The organism is Stenotrophomonas sp. YJH_SMC_21 (genome assembly GCF_059369555.1).
The window spans coordinates 41873-58308 of record NZ_JCAFSU010000001.1 but is presented as its reverse complement, the minus strand read 5'-3'; the positions used below and the strand labels follow the sequence as shown (position 1 = coordinate 58308).

Sequence of the window (16436 nt, the reverse complement as noted above, 5' to 3'; positions counted from 1 at the left end):
CCTTGGGGTTGCCGTGCGCCCAGCCGTCTTACCCCGCGAACGTACCCGCCGCCGCCACGTACGTCGCCGTGTCCGCCTGTGTTGCGGATGACGCCGCGCCTGCGGCACCGATTACCTGACAGGTTCCCCATGTTCGACTCCCACCGTCCGGGCCGCGCGCCGCGCCCGTCCCGCCTGTGCATTGCATTGCTGGCTGCCGGCCTGGCCAGTGCCACGCCATCCGTGCTGGCACAGAACGCCCGTGGCGATCACGCCGCCGTACAGCGCTTCGACATTCCAGCGCAGCCCCTGGACGAGGCGCTGCGCAGCTACATGCGCCAGTCCGGCGTGCAGGTCGTGTATCCGGCCATCCTGGCCCACGGGGTGAGCTCGCGTGCGGTCAATGGCAGCCTGCCGGCCAACGAGGCGCTGCAGCAGCTGCTGCAGGGCAGTGGCCTGGCGGTGCGCCGGGTCAGCGCAGATGCAGTCACGCTGGAAGCGGCAACGCCGGCGCAGGCCGACAGCGGCGTGATCGTCACCGACACGCTCAGCGTGGCCGGCGACCGCGTCGACAGTGGCGCGGCCAGCGACGAGGCGCGCCTGCTCGACAGCTATCGCAGCGTCGGTTCCACCACCACGCTCAACCGCACGCACCTGGAGCGTTTCCGCGGTACCTCCAACGGCGACATCGTCAAGGGCGTGGCCGGCGTCACTGCCGGTGACCCACGCGTCGGCAATGGCTTCGACGTCAACATCCGCGGCATCCAGGGCCAGGGCCGCGTGCCGGTGATCATCGACGGTGGCCAGTCCAGCATCGATACCTACCGCGGCTACGCCGGTCAATCGCAGCGTACCTACCTCGACCCGGACCTGATCTCCAGCCTGACCATCACCAAGGGCCCGAGCCTGCAGGCCAACGCCTCTGGCGGCATCGGCGGCGTGGTCGAGATGGAGACGCTGAAGATCGGCGACGTGCTGCGCGAAGGGCGCGACTTCGGCATGCGCGTGCGTGGCGGCCTGGCCAACAACAGCGCCAACAACCTGCCTTCCTACAGTGCCGCGCCGCGTTCCGACCGCAGCGCCACCGGCAGCCAGTTCTTCAACGTGGCTGCGGCAGGTCACTGGGACCGCTTCGATCTGGTCGCCGCCTACGCCTACCGCGACAATGGCAACTACTTCTCCGGCAAGCACGGCTACGACGACTTCCCACAGACCCGGCGCACGCTGGCACCGCTGAATCCGCCGCGTACCGAGGTCTTCAATACCTCGGCGCGCTCGAAGTCGGCGCTGCTCAAGGGCACCTGGCGTATCGACGATGCACAGACCCTGGAAGCGGGCTACCGCCGCTACGAAGGCACCGCCGGCGAGATCATGGCCTCTCAGATTATCCGCGTCGATCGCGACCGCGTTCCGCAATGGGATCCGGGCCACGTCGACATGGACAGCTACACCCTGCGCTATCGCTTCAACCCGGACAGCGAGCTGGTCGACCTGCGCGTCAACGCCGCGTACACCGACACCGACAGCGTGATGTACAACAGCCTGACCGGCATCACCCCCTGGTACTTCGATCGCCGCACCGAGTGGTACGACGCGCCCAGCTTCAGTGGTGACCCCGGCTACAAGGATGCCTACCGCAATCCGCTGCGACAGAAGCGCTTCGGACTGGATGCCAGCAACACCTCGAGGTTCGACACTCGTGCCGGTGCGTTCACCCTCGACTACGGCCTGTCCTACAGTGACGAAGACATCGCACCGGGCAGTTCCGGCCCGGTCATGCACGACGATCTGGTCAACAACCGTTTCCTGCGCAATGCCGAGCGCAAGGAATACAGTGCCGTGGCCTCGCTGAAGTGGCAGCCCGATGAGCATTGGGAACTGCTGGCCGGCGGCCGCTGGAACCGCGTGGATGTGCATGACCGCAACCGCCTGGCCACGCCCGATGCCTATGAAGTGCAGGGCCAGTACCGCTACACCGAACTGCTCAATGGCAACCCGGCGCTGCCGTCGTGGCGGGCCAAGCGCATCGCGCTGCTGAACTGGTATCCGGATGCCAACGGCAACTTCACCCGGGAATCGCTGCTGGCCTCACCGTACAAGAAGGGCACGGTGGGCGACATCGGTGGCTGGAACTTCTACGACGCCGGCAAGGCGCAGGACCTGGAAGTGCCGGTCAGCTGGACCTGGTCGCAGCCGATCCGCCGTCGTGACACCGCGTTCTCGCCGACTGCCAGCGTGGCCTACCGCTTCAGCGAAGACACCATGGTCTACGTGAAGTATGCCGAAGGCACCAAGCTGCCGAGCCTGTTCGAGACCACGCTGGGCCTGTTCACCGCCGCCAAGCCGGTGGGCGAGCTGAAGCCGGAGCGCGCGCGCAGCTGGGAAATCGGTGCAAGCACCATCCGCTACGACCTGTTCACCGCCGGCGATCGCCTGGCCCTGAAGCTGGCGTACTTCGATACCCGCATCGACGACCTGATCACCCGTGACTACCGCACGCTGTCGGCCGGCCTGATCCGCAACGTCGACCAGTTCAGGGTCTCCGGCATGGAGTTCCAGTCCAGCTATGACAGCGGCAAGGTGTTTGCCGATCTGTCCGCGCACTACTACTTCAAGGCCAAGACCTGCGCGCCGGATATCGCCGCCGAGCGCCGTGCCTATGGGGCGCAGCGCAGGAACGGCGAGCTGGCCAACACGCCCGACTGCGTGGACGGCGGCTTCGAGGGCTCGTACACCAATACCCAGAACCCACCGCGCTACATGGTCAACCTGACCCTGGGCTCGCGCCTGTTCGACGAGCGCCTGACCTTCGGCACCCGCGTGGTCCACAACGCCGGCCCGATCAGCAAGCTGGACAAGGACTGGAACGTGGGCCTGTCGGCGATCCAGCAGCTGTACCGGCCAACCACGCTGGTGGACCTGTTCGCCAGCTGGAGCTTCAACGACCAGCTGTCGGTGGAAGCCGGCGTGGACAACCTGACCGACCGCTACTACCTGGACCCGCTGGCCCTGGGCGTGATGCCAGCCCCGGGCCGCACCGCGCGACTGGCGTTGACCTGGAAGTACTGATCGGTCGCGGATGAGTGGTGGGGTCGGATCCCTTTCCTGCGGAAAGGGCTCTGACCCCAGCGAGCCCCAACCGCCCTCGGTGGGCGCGGACCTTGGTCCGCACCGCTTCTGCCGTGCAATCGACAGCGCCGGGCCATGCCCGGCGTCTATTTACAGCCCGCTCGAAGCCTTTACCGCATCCTCGTGCAGCGACTCGTTCAGCTCGTCCACCACGGTGCTCCATGCCGCATCGGCCTGCAGCGATTCAGACAGGAACTGGCGTTGGGCATCGTTCCAGTACGGTGCTTCGACCACTTCGACATCGGTGGCCAGCTGGTGTTCGCGGATGAAGCGGGCGATGCCCTCTGCGCTGGCATCCAGGCCCAGCTGCAGGAACAGGTTGGTCATGCGCGGTTCGGTGGTGATCATCGTCGGTTCCGGATGGACAAGGGGATGGCCCATTATCGGTGTAGACGGCCTTGGGGAAAGCCCCGTGGCAGACGTCTACAGCACGACGACCCCCTTGGCATTCCCCCATGAACGCACACATCGCCCCTGAAGAAAGCCGCAGCCTGCGGCTCAAGGCCGCCACCCGCGACAGCCACGGTGCCCTGGACAAGCGCATCATGGCCGGCGACATCTTCGCCGACCGCAGCAATTTCGCCCGTTTCCTGCGCGTGCAGTATCGCTTCCACCGCAGCATCGATGCGCTGTATGCCAACCCTGCGCTGGACGCACTGCTGCCGGACCTGGGCGAGCGCCGCCGCCTGACCCAGGTCGCGCGCGACCTGCAGGACCTGGAGCAGACCCTGCCGGGGGCTGACATCGCGGCGTTGCCGTCCGATCTGGAACTGCCCGCCGCGTTGGGGTGGCTGTACGTGGCTGAAGGCTCCAACCTGGGCGGCACCATTCTGTACAAGATGGCTGCCAAGCTCGGCCTGGACCGTGATTTTGGCGCCCGCCACTTGGCCGCGCATCCCGATGGCGCGGCGCGCCACTGGCGTGAGTTCACCGCGGCGCTGGACGCGGTACCGCTGAGTGTCGAGCAGGAGCAGCAGGTAATCGATGCGGCCGACGCCGCGTTCCGCAGCGTGCACGGCCACGTCGAAGTGGAATTCGCCTGATGCACGGCGTGCGCCCACAGGTGCAGCGCTGATGCGCTGGCTCTGGTTCGCGCTGGGCTGGCTGATGGTCGGGCTCGGGGTGATCGGCGCGTTGCTGCCGGTGATGCCGACCACCATCTTCCTGATCCTGGCCGTGGGCTGCTTCGCGCGCAGCTCGCCGAAGTTCGAGCAGCGCCTGTTGGCGCATCCGCGCTACGGCCCGTCGCTGCGGTTGTGGCGCGAGCAGGGCGCGGTATCGCGCAAGGGCAAGGCGTTTGCCAGTGCCGGCATGGCGCTGGGCTTTGCCCTGTTCTGCTGGGGCGCGCACCCGTCCTGGCGCCTGCTGTTGGGCGTGGGCCTGTTCTTCGCGGTCAGCGCCGGCTACGTGCTGAGCCGACCGGCCCCCCGGCTGGAGTCCCATCCGGTCGTGGAAGTGGACGACGCCAATGATCCGCGCGCGGCCCGTCGTCGCGCAGCGACCCCTGATGCTGATGGAAACCGAGACGATGCTGCCTGCTGACCTGGCCCCCGTGGCCGCCCCCGCATTGACCCCATGGGGCATGTACCTGGCCGCCGACGTGGTGGTGAAGGCCGTGATGATCGCGCTGGCACTGGCGTCGCTGGCCACCTGGACCGTGCTGCTGGCCAAGGGCTGGGAGCTGGCCCGCCAGGCCCGGCAGCTGCGCGCGGCGCGCGCGCTGTTGCTGCAGTCCGCACAGCTGCCGCCGCAGAGCGAAGAGGCAAGTCTGCAGCAGGGCATCGCGCTGGCGATGCTGGACGCCGCCCGCACCGAACTGCGTCTGTCGCAGGATCTGGATAGTCGCGACGGCATCAAGGAGCGCATCGCCTCGCGCCTGGACCGCATCGAGCTGGAGACCGCGCGCGTGCAGCGGCGCGGCATCGGTGTGCTCGCCAGCATCGGCGCGGTGGCGCCCTTCGTCGGCCTGTTCGGCACGGTGTGGGGCATCATGAACAGTTTCATCGGCATCGCACACAGCAACACCACCAACCTGGCGGTGGTTGCGCCCGGCATCGCCGAGGCCCTGCTGGCGACCGCACTCGGCCTGGTCGCGGCGATTCCCGCGGTACTGGTCTACAACCATTTCAGCCGCGTGCTGGCCGGCCTGCGGGGCCTGCTCGGCGATCTGTCGGCGGCCGTGCAGCAGCTGGTCTCGCGCGATCTTGATCGTGCCGTGCCGCGTACCGCAGCGGCACCGCTGCGCGCGGTGCACTGAGGCGCGACGATGGCGATCAGGACCGCGTCCGACCGCGACGACGCACCGGAAGAAGCACACGAGATCAACGTCACGCCCTTCATCGACGTAATGCTGGTGCTGCTGATCATCTTCATGGTAGCCGCACCGCTGGCCACCGTATCAGTGCCGGTGCAGCTGCCGGCCAGCAGCGCCAGTGCCACGCCGCCCGAACAGGCGCCGGTGTATGTGACCGTGCAGGCCGATCTGTCGCTGCGCGTGGGCGAGCAGGCGGTGGCGCGTGACGGGCTGGCCGCTGCATTGCAGGCGGCCACCCACGGCGACACCGCGCAGCGCATCTTCCTGCGTGCCGATACCCGCGTGCCTTACGGTGAACTGATGGCGACGCTGGACGCGCTGCGTGGCGCAGGCTACCTGAAGGTGGCACTGGTTGGACTGGAGCAGGGCGCGCGATGAGCGGATTGCGGCGCTGGGCGACCAGCCTGGCGATCGTGCTGCTGGTGCACGCGCTGCTGATCGGCGTGGCCTGCTGGTGGGCGGCGCGCGCACCGGCGGTGGCCGCCGCAGCGCCGCCCGCTGCATTGATGCTGGAGTTGGCGCCGATGGCACAGGCGCCTCCGGTGCCGCCGCGCGAGGTCGCCACCGGTCCACTGCAGCAGCAACAGCAGCGGCAGGCGCCGAAGCCGGCCCTGCGCGAGCAACCGGAGGCGCCGGTGCAGCCGCAGGGTGACCTGCCACCGCCGCGTACACCAGAGCCGACGCCCTCGCCGGATGTCGCCGACGCCAATGTCGCGCAGACCAGCGCACCGCCACAGGTGGCCGCTGACGCCGCCGCGCGCTACGCCGCACCGCAGACCACGGCGGGTGAGCGCAGTCGCGCCGAGGCAAGCTGGGAAGGTCGCCTGCTGGGGCACCTGCAGAAGCATCGCCGCTATCCGCGCCAGGCCGAGCGGCTACGCCAGCAGGGCGTGGTCTACGTGCGCTTTGCCGTGGCCCGCGATGGCGCGGTCTCGGGGTTGAAGCTGGGCCGCAGCAGTGGCTTCGCGCTGCTTGACCAGGAGACGCTGGACACCGTGCAGCGCGCCAGCCCGGTACCGGCGCCGCCGGCCGAAGTGGCCGGCGACCCGGTGGACGTGATGGTGCCGGTGTCGTTTTTCCTGCGCGGGCGGTGATTGACGGTGGGGTCGGATCCCTTTCCTGGGAAAGGGCTCTGACCCCATCGAGGCCGTCATCCACGCATGGCGTGGATCTACAGCAACGGCACCAGCAGCAGCGCGACGATGTTGATGATCTTGATCAGCGGATTGATCGCCGGGCCGGCCGTGTCCTTGTACGGGTCACCGACGGTATCGCCGGTCACCGCAGCCTTGTGCGCCTCGCTGCCCTTGCCGCCGAAGTGGTCATCTTCGATGTACTTCTTGGCGTTGTCCCAGGCGCCACCGCCGGTGGTCATCGAAATGGCCACGAACAGGCCGGTCACGATCGTGCCGATCAGCAGGCCACCCAGTGCGCGTGGCCCCAGCAGCAGGCCGACCACCACCGGCACCGCCACCGGCAGCAGCGAGGGCACGATCATTTCGCGGATCGCCGAGCGGGTCAGCATGTCCACCGCCTTGTCGTACTGCGGCTTGCCGGTGCCCTGCATGATGCCGGGGATCTCGCGGAACTGGCGACGTACTTCCTCCACCACCGCACCCGCCGCGCGGCCGACCGCTTCCATCGCCATCGCACCGAACAGGTAGGGAATCAGGCCGCCGATCAGCAGGCCGATGATCACCGTGTGGTCGCTGAGGTCGAAGCGGAATTCCTGCCCCGGATGTGCAGCCTGCAGGTTGTGCGTGTAGTCCGCGAACAGCACCAATGCGGCCAGTGCGGCCGAACCGATCGCATAGCCCTTGGTCACCGCCTTGGTGGTGTTGCCCACCGCATCCAGTGGATCGGTGATGTCGCGGATCTCCGAGGGCAGCTCGGCCATCTCGGCAATCCCACCGGCGTTGTCGGTGATCGGCCCGTAGGCATCGAGAGCGACGATCATGCCGGCCATCGACAGCATCGCGGTGGCGGCGATGGCGATGCCGTACAGCCCGCCCAGCGCGAACGCGCCCCAGATCGCCGCACACACGGCCACCACCGGCAGCGCGGTGGACTTCATCGAGATGCCGAGGCCGGCGATGATGTTGGTGCCGTGGCCGGTGGTCGAGGCCTGCGCCACGTGCTGCACCGGCTTGTACTGGGTGCCGGTGTAGTACTCGGTGATCCACACGATCAGCCCGGTCAGGACCAGGCCGATCAACGCGCAGCCGTACAGGGCCATCGGCCCGTGCACGTTGTCACCCATCAGGCCGGTAGTGATCGGGTAGAAGGCGATGGCGGCCAGAACGCCGGAGACGATCACGCCCTTGTACAGCGCGCCCATGATCGAGCCGCCAGGCTTCACTTTGACGAACAGCGCGCCGATGATCGAGGCGATGATCGATACGCCGCCCAGCACCAGCGGATACAGCACCGCATTGGCGCCTGCCTCGGCCAGCATCAGGCTGCCCAGCAGCATCGTTGCGATGACGGTCACCGCGTAGGTTTCGAACAGATCGGCGGCCATGCCGGCGCAGTCGCCCACATTGTCCCCCACGTTGTCCGCGATCACCGCCGGGTTGCGAGGGTCGTCCTCGGGAATGCCGGCTTCCACCTTGCCGACCAGATCGGCGCCGACGTCGGCACCCTTGGTGAAGATGCCACCGCCCAGCCGCGCGAAGATCGAGATCAGCGACGAGCCGAAGGCCAGGCCGACCAGCGCATGCAGCGCCTGTTCCATCGGCAGGCCCATGCGCAGCAGCAGCGCGTAGTAGCCGGCCACGCCCAGCAGGCCGAGGCCGACCACCAGCATGCCGGTGATGGCACCGCCGCGGAAGGCGACGTCCATTGCGGCGCTGATGCCGTGGCGTGCAGCTTCGGCAGTGCGCACGTTGGCGCGTACCGACACGTTCATGCCGATATAGCCGGCCGCGCCGGACAGTATCGCGCCGACCGCGAAGCCGATCGCGGTGTACCAGCTGAGGAACACACCGACCAGCACGAACAGCACCACACCGGCCACGCCGATGGTCAGGTACTGGCGGTTGAGATAGGCACGCGCACCTTCCTGGATCGCCGTGGCGATCGCGATCATGCGTTCATTGCCGGTGGGTTGGCGCAGGATCCAGCGCGCCGAGACGATTCCGAACAGGATCGCGAGAATGGCGCAGCCCAGCGCCAGTGACAGCCCGTGACGTTCCAGCATTAGACCCCTCCGCAGAATGGATGTAGGCATCCAGTGGCGATGAACGGCACCACGAGGGGGACGACGGGCTGCAGCCTGGAACCAACCCGTACCGACCTTGGCGGTCGTCCGACGTATGGCGGTGTTCAGCATTCCCTGGTGCCCGCAGTATGCGTGCCGTGCACTGTAGAGTCGAGCCGTGCTCGACTGGCTTCTGCGAGCCGCGCCTCCTGATCCTGTGGGTGCCCTCAGGGTGGAAGGCATCGCCATGCGCGCGGGCCCTGCCGCCGGGCCATGGGCACGAGAGTCACAGGCCTTTGCACCCCGTTAAGCCAAGCTCTGCAAGCCTGCGCTCAGTCCTGTAGGAGATCTCCCATGCGCCTGTCCCTGTTGATGCTTGCCGCCCTGGTCCCGGCTGTACCAGCACTCGCCGCGGAAACCCCGGAGCTACAGCGCGCCGTGGGTGCTCCGCAGGCGGTAGGCGCGGTGCATACGCTGCGGCAGATCCCCGAGGCCTGTGCGCGCCTGGAAGGCGCCTTCACCGGGCAGGCGGCCGAGCCGTACCGCTTCTCTGCGGTGCGTACCAGTGAGCAGTGCCAGCCGCGCGCGCGCTTCGTCGATTACGCCAAGGCCCAACCGAGTGCCGACAAGGGTTGGAAGCTCAATGATGTGATCCGCGTGCCCAGCGCCGCGTGCCCCGCACAGCAGGCGGTGGTGCGCGTGTGGCGGCTGCCGTCGACCAACAAGGTCGAGCTGGACGGTCAGGGCCAGTCGCGCATCTATCTGGAGGAAGCGAAGAAGCAGGCCGCTGCCGGCCAGATTCCGCAGGTGACGATGTTCGCCGCGCAGCTGCAGATGGAAGGCAAGGCCTGCAACTGAAATTGCCTGGGCGGTGTACCCAAGCGGTCATCCACGGGTAGTGCCGGCCGCTGGCCGGCAACCCTGCAATCATCACTCCGCCAGCGTCGCCCCGCGCGCCACCAGCAGCTCGCGCAAAGCCCTGCGATGGCAGTGCGCCTCATCCTCGCAGTAGCACCCCACGCTGATGTCGTTGTGCTGCGACAGTGCGGCAAGCAGGTCCAGTGCATGGGCGGCATCCGGCGCTTTCATCTCGGCCTTGTAGTGGCGGAAGAACGCGGTCCAGTCGGCGGCCGTCTTCGCCTCATGCGCCCGCTTCACCAGTTCCGCGCTCGGTGACAGGGTCGGGAACCAGACGTCGTACCAGTCCTGTCGGGCGAACTCGCTGCGCGGCACGCCGCGCGGCGGCCGCCGCACGGTGCCGATGCGCAGGCCCTCGCCAGGCACGCGCGGCGTACCGAGTCGAACAACACGCAATGCCATGGTGTTCCTCCACTAAAAGGGGACGGAGGGGATTAAGTCGTATCCGACCCACTGCTGACGCTGTTGGAGATGACAGAGGGGCGTATGCGACTTAATCCCCTCCGTCCCCTTTTTCGGGTCAGCCCTCGAACGGCGGCAGCTTCTGCTTCACCGCCACGTTCTTCAGGGTGACGTATTTCGGCAGGCCGTCGGCGCCATACGGCAGCGGTGCTTCGCCCTTGATCAGCGGCGACAGGTAGGCCCGCGCCCTGGCGGTGATGCCGAAGCCGTCGCGGCGGATGAAGCCGGCGGGCATCTTCTTTTCATGGTTGGCGATCTTCGACAGTGGCGCCGCCTCGATCTTCCAGCGGTAGGGCGCATCGCTGCTGCGCACGATCACCGGCATCACGCCGTTCTGGCCCTTCAGCGCCAGCTGCACGGCGGCCTTGCCGACCGCCTGCGCCTGCTCCCAGTCGGTCCTGCTGGCCAGGTGCCGGGCCGAGCGCTGCAGGTAGTCGGGCAGCGCCCAGTGCACCTTCAGGCCCAGCTGGTCCTTGACCCGGCCGGCCAGGTGCGCGGCCACGCCGCCCAGCTGCGAGTGGCCGAACGAGTCCTTGCCGCCGCCAGCGTCAGCGACGAAGCGGCCATCGGCGGTGGCGATGCCCTCCGACGCCACCACCACGCAGTAGCCGACGCGCTCGACCACCGCTTTCACCTTGGCCAGGAACGCCGCCTCGTCATAGGCGCGTTCGGGCAGCAGGATGATGTGCGGCGCTTCGTCATCGCCGTTGCCGGCAAGGCCAGCGGCCGCGGCCAGCCAGCCGGCGTGGCGGCCCATCGCCTCGTAGATGAAGACGCGGGTGGAGGTCTCGGCCATCGCCGCCACGTCCAGCGCCGCCTCGCGTACCGACACCGCAGTGTACTTGGCCGCCGAGCCGAAGCCGGGGCAGGTGTCGGTCACCGCCAGGTCGTTGTCGATGGTCTTGGGCACGCCGATGCAGGTCAGGTCGTAGCCGGAGGCCTTGGCCAGCTGCGAGACCTTCAGCGCGGTATCGGCCGAGTCGTTGCCGCCGTTGTAGAGGAACCAGCGCACGTCGTGCGCGCGCAGCACCTCCAGCAGGCGGTCGTAGCGGGCGCGGTCGGCGTCCAGCGATTTCAGCTTGACCCGGCAGGAGCCGAACGCGCCGCCCGGGGTATGGGCGAGGGCGCGGATGGCCGCAGCGCTCTCCTTGCTGGTGTCGATCAGTTCCTCGCGCAGCGCGCCGAGGATGCCGTTGCGCGCGGCCAGGACCTTGATGCCCTTGGCCCGGGCCTGCTCGATCACCGCCGCCGCCGTGGCGTTGATGACCGCGGTGACACCACCGGATTGGGCGTAGAGGAGAGTACCGTTGCGCATGCGTCTACCTGCTCGGGGGAAAGGACATTGCAGGGACATTACCCGGATGCGGTAAAGTGGCGCTATTGCGGTGCAGCGATACCGGTCCGTCCGGGACGCGAACCTTCTTTGTTTTCAACACGTTGGAGTCAGGTCAATGCGATTGGTTCTGTTGGGACCGCCCGGTTCGGGCAAGGGGACACAGGCGACGCGCCTGAAGGAAAAGCTGGGGATCGCCCACATTTCGACCGGTGACATGCTGCGCGCGGAAATCGCCGCGGGCACGGAGCTGGGCAAGCAGGCCAAGACGGTGATGGATGCCGGCAACCTGGTGTCGGACGACATCCTGCTGGGCATGCTGGAGTCGCGCCTGACCCAGCCCGATGTCGCCAAGGGCTTCATTCTTGATGGCTACCCGCGCAATGTGGCCCAGGCCAATGCGATGGACGGCCTGCTGGCCAAGATCGGCCAGCCGCTGGATGCCGTGGTGCAGCTGGACGTGGCCACCGAGCTGCTGGTCGAGCGCATCGCCGGTCGTGCCAAGGAACAGGGCCGCGCCGACGACACGCCGGAAGCGGTGCGCCAGCGCCTGCAGGTCTACAACGACCAGACCGCCCCGGTGGTCGACTTCTACGCCGGCCGTGGCACCCTGGCCCGCGTCGATGGCGTCGGTGAGCTGGACGAGATCGAAGCCCGCATCCTGGCGGCGATCAAGGCCTGATCCGGCGGGGGCCGGCCTGTTGCCGGCCCTTCGGGCGCAAAAAAACACAGGCCTGGTCCGTGAGGATCAGGCCTGTGTCGTTTGACAGGCGCCAGCGAAGGGCTTGCTCAGGGCCCCGCAGCATGAGCTCCCTTGGGGATGGCCTCTTGGGGAGTAGGACCGGTTCGGGTACTGCGGCTGGCAGTTCGAATTGTGTCCGGGTTCACAGAACATCGCTATCGGGAATTCCCTGACAGGTGATTGGAGTTTTCTCACATCCCGTGTAGGACTTGTCTTACCCGGGGGCGGACATTGGCCCTATACAGCCGTCATCGGTCACAATCCTCGGTCATGAGCAGCGTACATATCCTTGCAATCGCCGGCACCTTCATGGGCGGCGTGGCCGCCCTGGCGCGGGAACTGGGCCATACGGTCAGCGGCAGCGACCAGGCCATCTATCCGCCAATGTCGACCCAGCTCGAGCAGCTGGGCATCGCCCTGGACCAGGGCTACCGCGCCGACAGCGTGCCGGCCGGCACCGATGACGTGGTGATCGGCAACGCCCTCTCGCGCGGCAATGCCGCCGTTGAGGCCGTGCTCGACGCCGGCCAGCGCTACATTTCCGGAGCGCAATGGCTGTCCGAACAGGTACTGCCGGGTCGCGACACCCTGGCGGTGGCAGGTACCCATGGCAAGACCACCACCACCACCATCCTCACCTGGCTGCTGGAAAGCGCCGGTCGTTCGCCCGGTTTCCTGATCGGCGGCGTCTCCGAGGATTTCGGCGTCTCCGCCCGGCTGGGCCAGGGCCGCGAGTTCGTGGTCGAGGCCGACGAGTACGACACCGCGTTCTTCGACAAGCGCAGCAAGTTCGTGCACTACCGGCCGCTGGTGGCCATCCTCAACAACCTTGAATACGACCACGCCGACATCTTCCCGGACGTGGCCGCGATCCAGCGCCAGTTCCACCACCTGGTGCGCACGGTGCCGGCGCGTGGCCGACTGATCGTCAACGGCGAGGACCCGCATCTGGCCGAAGTGCTGGCGATGGGCTGCTGGACCCCGGTCGAGCGCTTCGGCTTCGACCCGTCGCTGGAATGGCATGCCGAGCTGCTGGCCGCCGATGGCAGCGCCTTCCGCGTACACCACCGCGGGCAGGCAATGGGCGATGTGCACTGGTCGTTGCTGGGCCGCCACAACGTGCTCAACGGCCTGGCTGCGCTGGCTGCCGCACATGCGGTGGGCGTGGCGCCGGCCGACGTGATTCCTGCGCTGGCGCGCTTCCGCAGCGTCAAGCGCCGCATGGAAGTGATCGGCCGCCATGACGGCATCACCATCTACGACGATTTCGCCCATCACCCGACCGCGATCGCCACCACGCTGGAAGGCCTGCGTGCCAAGGTGGGTGACGCGCGCATCGTGGTCGCGATGGAGCCGCGCAGCAATTCGATGCGGCTGGGGGCGCACGCGCAGGCGCTGGCCCCGTCGCTGGCGTTGGCTGACGAGGTCGTGTTCCTGCATCGCCCGGAACTGGCCTGGGATGCGGCCGCGGTGATCGCCGCGGTGCGCGGCGAAGCGCACGCGGTGCCCGATACCGACGCGCTGCTGGCGCAGCTGCAGGCCAGCGCGCGCAGCGGCGACCACGTGGTGTTCATGTCCAATGGGGGCTTCGACGGCGCACCGCGCCGCTTCCTCGCCGCGCTGCAGGCCCGATGAGCAGCGACACGTCACTGCCGCTGTTTCCGCTGCACACCACGCTGGTGCCGGGTGCAGCGGTCGGGCTGCGCGTGTTCGAGCGGCGGTACCTGGATCTGGTCCGCGACAGCGGCCGCAGTGGCGAGGGCTTCGGTGTCTGCCTGATCCTCGACGGCCAGGAAGTGGGAGCCCCGGCGACACCGGCAGCGTATGGCGTGCAGGTACGCATCGAAGACTTCGATGTCGGCGCCGACGGCGTGCTGCAGTTGCGCCTGCGAGGCACCCGCCGCTTCCATGTCGAGCGCACCCGCGTACGCGACAACGGCCTGGTGGTGGCCGACGTGCGCTGGTGCGACGAAGACCCCGACGATGAGCTGCGGCCGCAGCATGCGCTGCTGGCCACGGTGCTGGGGCACATCATCGAGCAGGCCGGTGAGGCCTATGCGCCGGCCAATCCGGCGTTGCTGGACCAGGCCAGCTGGGTTGGCTGGCGGCTGGCCGAACTGCTGCCGCTGAGCGAGCAGCAGCGCCTGCAGCTGCTGCAGATGGACGACCCGCACCAGCGGTTGCAGCAGTTGCTGGGCTGGATGCCGTAGCAGCCTGCTTTGGGTGGGTGTGCACCTTGGTGCACACGCTGGTGCATGCGGGGAATGTCATCCACGCATGGCGTGGATCTACTCCGCCGGGCATGGTTCGGCGCTACCTGTCCGTGTTCCGGCAGCGCCGGGTCATGCCCGGCGTCGGCCTCAGGGCGTTGTCGTCCTCAACCGCAGCACCGGCAACCCGGTTTCGCTGTGCACGTCCTCGCGCTGCGGCAGGTCCTGCACGGCGTCCTTCACCGCGTTCAACGCCGGGTCGACGCCACGCAGCGGGTGCCACATGCCGATCCACTCGAAGTGGCGTTCGTAACGCAGGGTCTGTGCACTGCCCAGCCACAGCGGCGTGTTGCCCGCCTGCAGCTGCGCGGGTGCCGGCCACAGGCGCAGCACATAGCGTTCGTCCGGCTTCGCACCCTGGCGCACCATCAGCAGTGCTTCCACGCGGGTGTCCAGCGTCGCCGGCAGCACCGGCAGTTCATCGGCGCCGGTGTTCTTGTCCAGCATCAGCAGCGCCTGCTGCCAGCCGGCCTGTTCCTGCCGCTTCCAGCCACGCGCTTCCAGCTGCGCCTGCAGCGGTGCCAATGGCCCGGCCACCTGCACGTCCAGCGGCCAGCGCTGGTCGTCGTCGAACTCGTTGCGGCGCGCCGGCAGCGTGGCCCAGTCGTGCTGCCACCAGGCCTGCATGTCCATCGCCTGCGGGGCCGGCAGGGTCGGTTCGAAGCGTTCCAGCTTCACCGGGATGTTGCGCGGTGCGTACCACATCGCCGCCACGGCGAAGACGCCGTAGAACAGCCAGGCCACCGGCTTCACCCAGAACGAGCGGTTGAAGCGGCGGCGATAGGCGATGCCCAGCACCAGCAGCCAGAACGTGCCGAACAGCATGCCGCCGATCACGTCGCTCAGCCAATGCGCGCCCAGGTACAGGCGCGAGAAGCCGATCAGGCTGACCACGATGCCCGAGACCAGGTACGGCCAGACGCGGGTGCGGCCGGGCATCTCGCGTGCGATCAGCACCGCGAAGAAGCCGAAGGTGATGGTAGCCATGGTCACCGACACCGACGGGAAGCCGAAGCCGCTGCTGGCGTCGATCGGGCGCACCACATCCACGGTGGCGCCCAGCAGCATGGTCAGCGCCAGGCCGAAGGCCAGTGCCGCCAGCCAGTGTGCAGCGGCCATCCAGCGTCGGCGCCAGATCAGATAGCCCATGGCCGCGGCGGTGGCCGGCAGCAGGACCTGCCAGGCCCCGAGCGACGCCAGCGCAGCCATCGGGTAGTCGGCCAGCGGATTGCGCAGCGCCAGCATGGCCTGGTGCACCAGCAGGTCGATCGCCAGCGGCTCGCCGTGTGCGACCACCACGGTCAACAGCGCGAACCAGCCCCAGCCCAGCAGGAGCAGCATCAGCGCCAGCATCGCCAGCGGCACCGATTCGCGCCGCTTCGGGTCCAGCACGCCAACGGTGTAGCGGCCCAGCGTCGGGTGGCGGTTGGACCAGTCCAGCAGGCGTGCCAGCCAGTTGTCCATGCGTGCGGCCGACCAGCGGTAGCCGTACAGCACGATGGCCCAGACCAGGCCAAGGATCACCGCCAGCAGGCCGACCACCACCACCAGCCGCCCGGCCACAGCAGCCACCGCGTCGTACGCTTCGCCGAGGATCCAGCCCGGCGCCAGGAACAGCACCGCCCAGGAAATGCTGGCGATGCCGCTGGCCTGCACGTAGCGGCTGGCGGGCATCTTCATCATGCCGGCGATGGCCGGCACGAACGGGCGGATCGCGCCGACGTAGCGTGCCACCAGGATGCTCTTGAAGGCATTGCGGCGGAACAGGTTTTCGCCGCGGTCGAGCAGCTGCGGGTAACGGCTGAACGGCCACACGCCGCGCAGGCGGTCGCCCCAGCGGCGGCCGATCCAGTAACTGATGCCATCGCCGGCAAACGCACCCAATGCCGCAGCCGCCACCGCGTACGGCCCGGAGATCTGGCCCAGGCCAATGAACACGCCCACCGCGAACAGCAGTGGCAGCGCCGGCACGATGGCGCCAAGAATGATGACCGCATCGCAGAACGCGATGAGGAAGATAACGGCGCCCGCCAGCACGGGGTGAGCGGCAATCCACGCGAGCGTGGCGTCGATCCATGAAGAGTCCATTG

The 16436-nt window shown here is 68.0% G+C and carries 15 protein-coding genes; 10 read left to right on the top strand and 5 right to left on the bottom strand.

What is annotated here, in order from left to right; genetic code table 11:
* The first annotated feature begins 129 nt into the window (after positions 1–129).
* Positions 130–3048 carry a TonB-dependent receptor gene (locus AC5P67_RS00290; RefSeq protein ID WP_495214253.1) on the top strand — a complete coding sequence of 973 codons (2919 nt, stop codon included), beginning with the start codon at positions 130–132 and terminating at the stop codon, positions 3046–3048.
* Between the two features lie 150 nt (positions 3049–3198).
* Here the strand turns inward: AC5P67_RS00290 and AC5P67_RS00285 are convergent, their stop codons facing one another.
* Positions 3199–3456, bottom strand: coding sequence for a DUF2789 domain-containing protein (locus AC5P67_RS00285; RefSeq protein ID WP_024957127.1), 258 nt, complete (start codon positions 3454–3456; stop codon positions 3199–3201).
* A 107-nt stretch (positions 3457–3563) separates the two neighbouring features.
* Between AC5P67_RS00285 and AC5P67_RS00280 the strand changes: the two genes are divergently transcribed.
* Genes AC5P67_RS00280 through AC5P67_RS00260 form a run of 5 tightly spaced genes read left to right on the top strand, consistent with a single transcriptional unit; the run spans position 3564 to position 6516 of the window.
* The gene (locus tag AC5P67_RS00280; RefSeq protein ID WP_005410929.1) at positions 3564–4151 is read left to right on the top strand and encodes a biliverdin-producing heme oxygenase; all 588 of its coding nucleotides are present in this window, start codon (positions 3564–3566) and stop codon (positions 4149–4151) included.
* A 31-nt stretch (positions 4152–4182) separates the two neighbouring features.
* A complete protein-coding gene (locus tag AC5P67_RS00275; RefSeq protein ID WP_043034067.1) occupies positions 4183–4650 on the top strand; it encodes a YbaN family protein in 468 nt (155 codons plus the stop codon).
* Positions 4637–5365: a tonB-system energizer ExbB gene (gene exbB, locus AC5P67_RS00270; protein ID WP_049396214.1), complete on the top strand. Its 729-nt coding sequence runs from the start codon at positions 4637–4639 to the stop codon at positions 5363–5365. Before AC5P67_RS00275 ends, exbB begins: the two co-directional genes overlap by 14 nt.
* Before the next feature lie 9 nt (positions 5366–5374).
* Positions 5375–5800 carry a TonB system transport protein ExbD gene (gene exbD, locus AC5P67_RS00265; RefSeq protein WP_005410926.1) on the top strand — a complete coding sequence of 142 codons (426 nt, stop codon included), beginning with the start codon at positions 5375–5377 and terminating at the stop codon, positions 5798–5800.
* Positions 5797–6516 (top strand): energy transducer TonB, encoded by a 720-nt coding sequence (locus tag AC5P67_RS00260; protein ID WP_111118081.1) that lies wholly within the window; start codon positions 5797–5799, stop codon positions 6514–6516. Before exbD ends, AC5P67_RS00260 begins: the two co-directional genes overlap by 4 nt.
* A 77-nt stretch (positions 6517–6593) precedes the next feature.
* Here the strand turns inward: AC5P67_RS00260 and AC5P67_RS00255 are convergent, their stop codons facing one another.
* Positions 6594–8621: a sodium-translocating pyrophosphatase gene (locus AC5P67_RS00255; RefSeq protein WP_329754667.1), complete on the bottom strand. Its 2028-nt coding sequence runs from the start codon at positions 8619–8621 to the stop codon at positions 6594–6596.
* Between the two features lie 354 nt (positions 8622–8975).
* Between AC5P67_RS00255 and AC5P67_RS00250 the strand changes: the two genes are divergently transcribed.
* Positions 8976–9479 (top strand): hypothetical protein, encoded by a 504-nt coding sequence (locus tag AC5P67_RS00250; protein ID WP_005410923.1) that lies wholly within the window; start codon positions 8976–8978, stop codon positions 9477–9479.
* Between the two features lie 72 nt (positions 9480–9551).
* Here the strand turns inward: AC5P67_RS00250 and AC5P67_RS00245 are convergent, their stop codons facing one another.
* Positions 9552–9941 carry a DUF488 domain-containing protein gene (locus tag AC5P67_RS00245; protein ID WP_005410922.1) on the bottom strand — a complete coding sequence of 130 codons (390 nt, stop codon included), beginning with the start codon at positions 9939–9941 and terminating at the stop codon, positions 9552–9554.
* Positions 9942–10059: 118 nt separating this feature from the next.
* Positions 10060–11316, bottom strand: coding sequence for a 6-phosphofructokinase (locus tag AC5P67_RS00240; RefSeq protein ID WP_005410921.1), 1257 nt, complete (start codon positions 11314–11316; stop codon positions 10060–10062).
* A 136-nt stretch (positions 11317–11452) separates the two neighbouring features.
* Between AC5P67_RS00240 and AC5P67_RS00235 the strand changes: the two genes are divergently transcribed.
* From AC5P67_RS00235 to AC5P67_RS00225, 3 genes are all read left to right on the top strand, one after another.
* The gene (locus AC5P67_RS00235) at positions 11453–12016 is read left to right on the top strand and encodes an adenylate kinase (RefSeq protein ID WP_005410920.1); all 564 of its coding nucleotides are present in this window, start codon (positions 11453–11455) and stop codon (positions 12014–12016) included.
* 330 nt (positions 12017–12346) lie between these two features.
* Entirely contained in the window at positions 12347–13711 is a 1365-nt protein-coding gene (mpl, locus tag AC5P67_RS00230; RefSeq protein ID WP_114618190.1) for a UDP-N-acetylmuramate:L-alanyl-gamma-D-glutamyl-meso-diaminopimelate ligase, read from the top strand.
* Positions 13708–14286 (top strand): LON peptidase substrate-binding domain-containing protein, encoded by a 579-nt coding sequence (locus AC5P67_RS00225; protein ID WP_012481182.1) that lies wholly within the window; start codon positions 13708–13710, stop codon positions 14284–14286. Before mpl ends, AC5P67_RS00225 begins: the two co-directional genes overlap by 4 nt.
* A gap of 150 nt (positions 14287–14436) precedes the next feature.
* Here the strand turns inward: AC5P67_RS00225 and AC5P67_RS00220 are convergent, their stop codons facing one another.
* Positions 14437–16434, bottom strand: coding sequence for a bifunctional DedA family/phosphatase PAP2 family protein (locus AC5P67_RS00220; protein WP_114618189.1), 1998 nt, complete (start codon positions 16432–16434; stop codon positions 14437–14439).
* Positions 16435–16436 lie beyond the last annotated feature (2 nt).

Coding starts and splice junctions, on each gene's coding strand:
- AC5P67_RS00290 (WP_495214253.1), top strand. CDS start 130: ATGTTCGACTCCCACCGTCCGGGCCGCGCGCCGCGCCCGTCCCGCCTG.
- AC5P67_RS00285 (WP_024957127.1), bottom strand. CDS start 3,456: ATGATCACCACCGAACCGCGCATGACCAACCTGTTCCTGCAGCTGGGC.
- AC5P67_RS00280 (WP_005410929.1), top strand. CDS start 3,564: ATGAACGCACACATCGCCCCTGAAGAAAGCCGCAGCCTGCGGCTCAAG.
- AC5P67_RS00275 (WP_043034067.1), top strand. CDS start 4,183: ATGCGCTGGCTCTGGTTCGCGCTGGGCTGGCTGATGGTCGGGCTCGGG.
- exbB (WP_049396214.1), top strand. CDS start 4,637: ATGCTGCCTGCTGACCTGGCCCCCGTGGCCGCCCCCGCATTGACCCCA.
- exbD (WP_005410926.1), top strand. CDS start 5,375: ATGGCGATCAGGACCGCGTCCGACCGCGACGACGCACCGGAAGAAGCA.
- AC5P67_RS00260 (WP_111118081.1), top strand. CDS start 5,797: ATGAGCGGATTGCGGCGCTGGGCGACCAGCCTGGCGATCGTGCTGCTG.
- AC5P67_RS00255 (WP_329754667.1), bottom strand. CDS start 8,621: ATGCTGGAACGTCACGGGCTGTCACTGGCGCTGGGCTGCGCCATTCTC.
- AC5P67_RS00250 (WP_005410923.1), top strand. CDS start 8,976: ATGCGCCTGTCCCTGTTGATGCTTGCCGCCCTGGTCCCGGCTGTACCA.
- AC5P67_RS00245 (WP_005410922.1), bottom strand. CDS start 9,941: ATGGCATTGCGTGTTGTTCGACTCGGTACGCCGCGCGTGCCTGGCGAG.
- AC5P67_RS00240 (WP_005410921.1), bottom strand. CDS start 11,316: ATGCGCAACGGTACTCTCCTCTACGCCCAATCCGGTGGTGTCACCGCG.
- AC5P67_RS00235 (WP_005410920.1), top strand. CDS start 11,453: ATGCGATTGGTTCTGTTGGGACCGCCCGGTTCGGGCAAGGGGACACAG.
- mpl (WP_114618190.1), top strand. CDS start 12,347: ATGAGCAGCGTACATATCCTTGCAATCGCCGGCACCTTCATGGGCGGC.
- AC5P67_RS00225 (WP_012481182.1), top strand. CDS start 13,708: ATGAGCAGCGACACGTCACTGCCGCTGTTTCCGCTGCACACCACGCTG.
- AC5P67_RS00220 (WP_114618189.1), bottom strand. CDS start 16,434: ATGGACTCTTCATGGATCGACGCCACGCTCGCGTGGATTGCCGCTCAC.